6 protein-coding genes are annotated in these 6,640 nt (G+C 41.8%); 3 read left to right on the top strand and 3 right to left on the bottom strand.

Annotation, left to right across the window (positions count from 1 at the left end; all coding sequences use genetic code 11):
• The coding region (locus L5M18_RS19310; RefSeq protein WP_263197725.1) for a transposase at window positions 1-125 on the bottom strand (125 nt) is incomplete at its 3' end.
• A 63-nt stretch (window positions 126-188) separates the two neighbouring features.
• Entirely contained in the window at window positions 189-311 is a 123-nt protein-coding gene (locus L5M18_RS19305) for a hypothetical protein (protein ID WP_263198291.1), read from the bottom strand.
• 55 nt (window positions 312-366) lie between these two features.
• Between L5M18_RS19305 and L5M18_RS19300 the strand changes: the two genes are divergently transcribed.
• The 3 genes from L5M18_RS19300 (at window position 367) to L5M18_RS19290 (ending at window position 5,274) form a co-directional block, all read left to right on the top strand.
• The gene (locus L5M18_RS19300; RefSeq protein WP_212599374.1) at window positions 367-1,323 is read left to right on the top strand and encodes an FRG domain-containing protein; all 957 of its coding nucleotides are present in this window, start codon (window positions 367-369) and stop codon (window positions 1,321-1,323) included.
• 842 nt (window positions 1,324-2,165) lie between these two features.
• A complete protein-coding gene (murI, locus tag L5M18_RS19295; RefSeq protein ID WP_263198289.1) occupies window positions 2,166-2,978 on the top strand; it encodes a glutamate racemase in 813 nt (270 codons plus the stop codon).
• Window positions 2,979-3,219: 241 nt separating this feature from the next.
• Entirely contained in the window at window positions 3,220-5,274 is a 2,055-nt protein-coding gene (locus L5M18_RS19290) for a toxin-antitoxin system YwqK family antitoxin (RefSeq protein WP_263198286.1), read from the top strand.
• Window positions 5,275-5,477: 203 nt separating this feature from the next.
• Here L5M18_RS19290 and L5M18_RS19285 read toward each other — a convergent pair whose 3' ends face one another.
• Window positions 5,478-6,620 (bottom strand): glucosaminidase domain-containing protein, encoded by a 1,143-nt coding sequence (locus L5M18_RS19285; protein ID WP_263198285.1) that lies wholly within the window; start codon window positions 6,618-6,620, stop codon window positions 5,478-5,480.
• Window positions 6,621-6,640: the final 20 nt, after the last annotated feature.

The raw sequence follows: 6,640 nt of genomic DNA, 5'->3' as shown, positions 1-6,640 counted from the left end.
TAAATTGACCTGTATAACTCCTTACCAAGGTTTCCTTTTAATATTTTAAAACGGTACTTCGGAGTCCAAACAATATGATATTTGCAACGCCAATAAACATGTGATGAACTTCTATAATCGCCCATGCTTTTCGTTTCCTCTTACTTGTGGTGAATAAGAAGTCTCTTTTAGCATGGGCGTAATTCAGGCTATAGCCTCAAGGAACAATCACCACCGCCAGAGGCGGTGGTTTGGGGATGACAATCAAAAGGAGTTGCACCAGAACCGTCTTTTTGCAAAGCTAGGTTGTCGAGTTCTATGAGTAAATTCATAGTCTTTCTTATTAAATAGCCAAGTTTAATATACCACTACAAATGGAGTTGCAAATTGCCGAACTCGGATACAGAAAATCAGCAAGTAATATCATGTGTGGCTGATGCCATTAAATTAGCAAAGACAGAAACTTCAAATAACTCTAAGAAATGGTGGTTTAGGGGACAATCTAACGCCCGCCACAATCTTGTACCTAGTTTATTTAGGCCAATAGACGGCAAATACTATGATGAGAACATGCTCATCGATGAGTTTGTAAGGATGCATCCAGAAGCAAGAGAACGTCATACCGATGTTTTAGAGCTTCTTACTTATGCCCAACACTATGGCTTACCGACAAGACTTCTCGATTGGACGGAAAATGTATTAGTTGCTCTTTATTTTGCGTGCTCAACAGAAAATAACCTTGATGGTAAACTCTTTTTTTTACCCGATTTTGTAGACGATATATTTGATTTCGATTATTACAACTTTGATTTTGGTAAAATATTTCTCACCAAATTAATAGAATATAATGATGCAGATGACTTTGATAATATTTTTAAACAGGTCGCATCTTCCATCCGCGAAGATCATCTTGAATTCTTAAATAACCAGATTCTCTTTAATGGATTACGTTTTGATGATTTTTTAGAATTAGAAAAGAAATATCATGGCCAGCTATCTGACAAAGGGGTTGATTTGATTTGTAAAGCAATCAATGGAGGAGCCCATGAACAGATAAAACATGCTGGATTCATGTACACACCAAAACGCCTTAACAAACGATTAGTCACACAACAAGGTTGCTTTACCTGCCATACAGGTAAAATATTGTATAACCAACAATATGTTAAAGTTAACGATGAATTTGATAAATTTTCACATTCCTTCATTATCCCAGCTAAGTTCAAGGAAGATATATTAAATGAACTTAAATATTGCGGAATATACGAAGCAACTTTATTTCCTGAACTTGAATATCAAACGAAACATATTAAAAGCTATTCACTGTTTGAACAAAGGTGGTAATTCTAGCTAAATAACACTTTACAACGTTCTAAATTAAGAAACTGAACTTATAGAGCTTTTATGCCTTAATAATGTACCAATAACACCAGAGTCTGAGGAATACACTATCCCCTCGGAGTTGCCGCAGGGCGAATAGGCAAATTGCGTGAGTCCAGCCATGGATGGCTGGCTAGCTTTCGCAGGTGCAGGGACGCATCCTTCGAAAGCGATAGCAAATTTGGCAATGAGCACAAGGGGCTTTCAACTCCGTTAGGGGCGTCATGGAGCATCCAAGGAGGATAGGACGAGCAGTCCTCCTTGGTCGGGTGTGGGGTGAAGCCCCACGACTTTGATTTTTATTTTAGAAATACATCAAATCAACTATCAGACATACACAGGAATTAACCAAATTAGGCACCATCATGGAAGTGACCATCCGTGGCATGGTCGCTTATTCACATCCATGTGATCGCGACATTAGTATGTCCTATACAGCAGATGCCACGTTCGAGCATACATGGACGACTATTTTAAAACCAAAGTCGGCGTGTCACTGGAATGATAGTGCTTAATGGATATACAGAATTAAAGCTCCAGCAATATTTACAAACGCACGAAGGATTAAGTTGGCATCCAAACTAAACTGCGGACAAAACTGAGTATTCATGATCTCACACTGCGGTAGATTGCATTAACTCACCAAAAGATTTTTTGTTTACGAAAAAGTCTTAACCAAACATATCCTCATTGATCAAAATAGGCTGAAAGAGCAAAATGCGCCTCTTGAAGCTGTATGCCAATTCGACTAACGCTCCTGTGTCTATGGCAAAATTAAATGTGTTGATTATGTGAAGGTAGGTGCAATGGATAGCTCAATATTAGTTTTTGATTCAGGTTCAGGTGGACTAACTGTCGCGGCCGAAATAAAAAAGAGAATCCCCAACATACGGCTGAGTTACGTCTCTGACGCTGGCTTTTTCCCTTACGGAAAAAAGCCGCACGATATACTAAAAAAGCGAATTTTAGACGTTATATCCAAAGCAAGCTCACTGACTCAACCCGATATCATCGTTATCGCCTGCAATACAGCGAGTACCATTGCGCTAGACTTACTTCGTACTGAACTCAATATACCTATTGTCAGCGTTGTCCCTGCGATAAAACCTGCCGCTTCGTTATCAAAATCAAAGGTAGTGATGGTACTTGGCACTCACACCACGGTGAACTCAGCTTATGTGAAGATGCTGATCACGAATTTCGCCACAGAATGTAAGGTTTTAGTAGAAGACTCTGAAGCGCTGGTTCTCGCCTCAGAGCAAAAACTTCTCGGCAATGGGTTTGATCCTGACATTGTAACCCAGGAAATTCAGCGTATTTTTAGCAAACCCGATGCGTTTAATACCGATGTATTAGTGCTGGCTTGTACTCACTTTCCACTTATCAATGCAGAAATCAAAAATGCCCTTCCCCATCACGTTACTGTCATTGATTCTGGATTAGCCATTGCAAATCGAACGCACTCATTGTTGAAAATCGAACACCAAACGTGTAGCCCGATACTCGATCCAGAAATAACGTTTTACACCACTGGGAATGTAGATTCAGAACAAGCGAAACAAAGTAAAATTGAAGCACTGCTTCAGTGCTCTATTAAATTTAAGCAGCTGTTATTATAATATTTTTAGCTCATTTTCTTTTAAAACCCGTTTTCAATGAAATCTAAATGATTCCCCTAAAAGACACCCACGAAATAAATGCTATATACCATCGCTGATTGTTAAATATTGGATCTTAACAGGCTGCTATTGCGGCCTTTTTTGTATCAGCTACTTCCTGAAGTGCTTGTCTTCGCATAAAATTCGGCCCGTTTACTGGTGCGCATGAGGCGCAAGTTATCGGTGTAAAAGGTGTAGTTAAATGGAACTTTCGATTCGCAGTTTATTCACTGCAGCGGGCATGGTGTTGTTATCCTCTTTAATGGTTATTCCTGCGGCAAGCGCTGCGGGCAAAGCCGTCCATCCCACTGTCGATTTACCGAATAGCCAATGGCTTAATTTTCACCAAAAAGACAATCAAGTGTGGAGCGAAATGTCCGACGGCGATGCGCCCGGCGTACATCTTGATGATTATGGTGCGGCTGAAATTGTGGCCGTTTTTTACTATGACTTTGATAAGGGTGGCGACAAAGAAGTCGTGGTCATGCTTAAAGATGCTGATGGTCAGCATTTACGGGGTTATGGTTTTGAGGATTCAAAGCTCACTAAGCTACCACGCCTTCAAGTTGTGCTGGATGAAGTCGCCCCGACGTTATCGTCATTTACCGTCAGCGACACCCGCAAAGTGTTAAACCAAATTCCGCCGCAGCAATATCGCATGACCTATGATGTTGAGGCGATAGAAGATCCCGCCATTAAAGCAATTATCGATGGTTCAACCAAGCTCAAACCAACCTTAATCGGCTATCGCAATGCTAAAGGTTTACCCGCCGATGTGAAAACCGCGGATGAATATAAATTACGTTACCCCCTCACCCGCAAAGATAAAGATGCCCAAGGCCGCGAGCATCAATACAGTTTAGTGACCCACTTTTATCGCAATGATTATCGCGAACAACAGGGCAGTTTTGTGTTGGTGAGCGTTGTCTTTGAAGCCGATGATGTGGACTGGCTAAACAGCGGTGAGGGTGAGATCCCAAAAACGGGCCCAGCTTATGATTACATGAATCTCGGTGGATCTTGGGCTGGACTTGCGCTTGAAAGTCATTATGCCCAAGGTCTGCTCGATGGCCCCTATATCGCCTACGATAACCGTAATGCCAATATCATGTTGAATGGTCAGTACAAACAAGGCAAAAAAGTCGGTAAATGGATTGAGGCTGACGGCCAAGCAAGCTATTGGGAAGGTGAATATCTTGACGGTAAAAAGCAAGGTAAATGGATTGCACAGTCCATGTTCGATGAGGCAGATAACTACGGTTTTGCCCATTATAATCAAGGAGTGCTCGATGGCCCCTGTGAAATCTATGAGCCCGAATATGGCGGAGACACAGGTGATAAGCGATTGTCTGAAAAAGGCATTTATCGCAACGGCGTCAAAGACGGTGAGTGGCTTGAGAGCAATGGCAATAAAGGTCACTATCAAAACGGCATTAAACATGGCCCTTGGGTAGATAAAGTCTCGCTTGGCGAATACCGCAACTATGTGGGTAACGGGGCTTACCTTGATGGCAAGCGCACTGGCCCTTGGGTATTTAAAACTGACAAGAAATCACGGATCGAAGTGACTTATCTCAATGGATTACGCGAAGGTGAAGAAAAACTAATCAGCGATGAAAATGTGCTCTTTGCCAATAAGCATTATAAGCAGGGCCTGCTCGATGGTCAGAGTATTTGGTACTCAGCACAGGATGTTGCCAGTGGCATTAGGCACTATCGCAAAGGTGAATACCATGGCATGCAGGCGATATTTGATCCTAACCATAATCACCGGCTTATGGAGTTAAGTCATTATGAATATGACGAAACCTTGCCCGTCAAGCCCTCTCAGGACGAGTGCATAATGCGAGAAAATCCCTATAGCAATGACTGTAAGGACATACTGAATCCCCCCTTTAGAAATACGCCATCGATTAAGCATGGGGAACAATATTATTATGATAGTAAAGGAAAATTATACAAATTTTCTGACTACCATCATGGCAACCTCATCAAAGAATATGAATTCGATGAAGAGGGGCATGTCCAAAAGCTGCAAAATAATCAACAGGGGCAAGACAGTCAAATCAGCATCCACTACAAGAAGGATGGCGGTTATTCACTGTCCAATTACAGCGACAATGAGCAGCGTGGCTGGACATATGAAATCGATAACAAGGATCGATTACTGTCCCTGAAGTATTACCACGATGGTGAGAAAAAGGGGTTTATCATCCGCTATAACACAGATGGAAGTTATGCGATTACAGAAAGGTAAACATTAATATCGAACATCAGGCACTGCTTATCCTTTTATCCTAATGGTTAACTCAAGACCTTGAAGACAATTACCAGCAAAAAGGCAAAGTTTAAAATTGGGATATAGGGTAATGCGGATGCCCTTGATTAAATTGACCTATATAAGCCTAATTAAAGTGCGCTTTATTCAGGTTAAGTGAAAATGGTTATTTTACCAATCACTTAGTTTGTTCTTGTTAATAGATGTAATGGTGCGTCATCACTTAAATAAATATCATCCACCAGATATAGCTTATTGGTGCGGATCATCTGACGAATCGCCTCAACATAGGCGTGACCACGCTCCGAATATCGGTCTAACGTCCCTGCGAGTGCAGAGCCTGTCACAGCTTGATTAGCTTGTCTTGATTGGGCACGAAAATCTCGCATCTTCTGATAAGCATTATGGGTATTCAAATTCAACAAATACCCTTCCACCGAAGCAAATGGTGTATCGAATCGTGCTAAACCATAATTGCCTAAACCTTGGCGCTTTTGCCTAGGTTCCATACCATTACCCTTGAAATCCCACTGCCCAAATAATGCATTACCTTCACGGGCAAATCGCGATGTGCCCCAACCGCTTTCTTTTGCCGCTTGAGCTAACACTAACGATGGCGGCAGGATATCCACCCTTTCAAGTAGCATTTGTCTTTGGGCTTCTAACAGCGGTTTATCTTCACTGCTTATTACTTTGTACTTTACCCCTAAGGCTAATAACGCAATATCATCGAGGGGGGCAGACATAATGACCTGTCTTTCTTGTAAAATTTTCTCATTCGCCAATAAGACTAAAGGGGCAATCATTCTAAGAAACACCATTTTCTTTTGCTTCACAGGGAGTTGGCTTGACACTGAACTCCAGCCCTCTCCCACGGCATCAAAGGTCAATCTAGGGACCGATTTATTACCATCACGAAAGCTTTCTGGCGTGTAATTAAGCGAGTCAAACAAGCCCATGAGTTCATCGAGAGAACTGATATTCAGACTCAGTTGTTTAGTCTCTGGATTGTCTAAGGATGACTGCTCAAGCATTTTTGGGGATGAGAAATGTTCAGCAACCGTTGGATTGGCAACAGCACCTTGATTCGCTTGCACCAAGGAAGTCGTCATCAGTTTTGGCAAACTCTGCATATGATGCTGAGCACTCGGACTGGCAACTAAAGAATTGGAAGCCGTCTGTGACTGAAAACCAAGAGCATCAAATGGCAGCCTATTTGAAATCAGCTTAGTCGCTAGCGTTTCTTGCACATACACCGAAGAGCATAAAACAGACAAAGCAATGAGTGCGAGCATAGCAACGGGAAGCTTAAACTTTATAAACATGGTATCTCTTTAACTGAGGT

This window comes from Shewanella sp. SM20, from assembly GCF_025654545.1.
In the GTDB taxonomy this organism is placed as follows: Bacteria; Pseudomonadota; Gammaproteobacteria; order Enterobacterales; family Shewanellaceae; genus Shewanella; species Shewanella oncorhynchi.
Note: the sequence above shows the minus strand (reverse complement) of the source record. Positions and strands in the feature narration are given on the sequence as shown.